General features: G+C 65.8%; 1 protein-coding gene. It reads left to right on the forward strand.

The window, feature by feature from the left end; genetic code table 11:
* Window positions 1-233 precede the first annotated feature (233 nt).
* A partial coding sequence (locus ACSDR0_RS50920; RefSeq protein ID WP_435296189.1) for an IS110 family transposase occupies window positions 234-742 on the forward strand: 509 nt, incomplete at its 3' end.

The following is a 742-nucleotide window of genomic DNA, read 5'->3' on the forward strand; positions in this document are numbered from 1 at the left end:
TTCGGCTGATTGGCCAGCGTGACGTGACCGCCTCTGATACAGCGTGATGAAGGCCGCTCGCGCAACCAGACCCCTCGTCAAGTCGTGAGCCATGAGCTCTCAGCAAGACCGGGACTGCGCAAGTCGCCGAAGTCGGAAGACGGCTCATCGGATGGAAGACCACCAAGTCTTGTCATTAGCACGCCGCACGACCTCGGCATGGCCTGCGACCCGCACAGCGGACGGAGGACACCATGACGGTCTACTGCGGTATCGACTGGGCCGAGAAACACCACGACATCGCCCTGGTCGACGAGGCGGGGACGGTGATCGCCCAGCGTCGTATCACCGAGTCCAGCCAGGGCTATCAGCAACTGCTGGACATGCTCGCCGAGGCCGGCGACAGTCCCGAGGCCCCGATCCCGGTAGCCATCGAGACGCCGCGCGGCCTGCTGGTCGCCTGTTTGCGCGCCTCCGGACGACGGGTGTTCGCCATCAACCCGCTCAGCGCCTCGCGCTACCGCGACCGGCACGCGGTCTCCCGTAAAAAGTCCGACCAGCAAGACGCCGTCGTGCTGGCCAACATCTTGCGCACCGACATGCCCATGCACCGGCCGCTGCCCAGCGACAGCCAGCAGGCCCAGGCCATCGCCGTCCTGGCTCGTGCCCATCAAGACGCCGTCTGGCGCGTTCATCGCATTGGCAACGAGCTGCGCTCGATCCTGCGCGAATACTTTCCCGCCTTCCTCGCCCTGTTCGCTGG

Source organism: Streptosporangium sp. G11, from assembly GCF_051192615.1.
In the GTDB taxonomy this organism is placed as follows: Bacteria; Actinomycetota; Actinomycetes; order Streptosporangiales; family Streptosporangiaceae; genus Streptosporangium.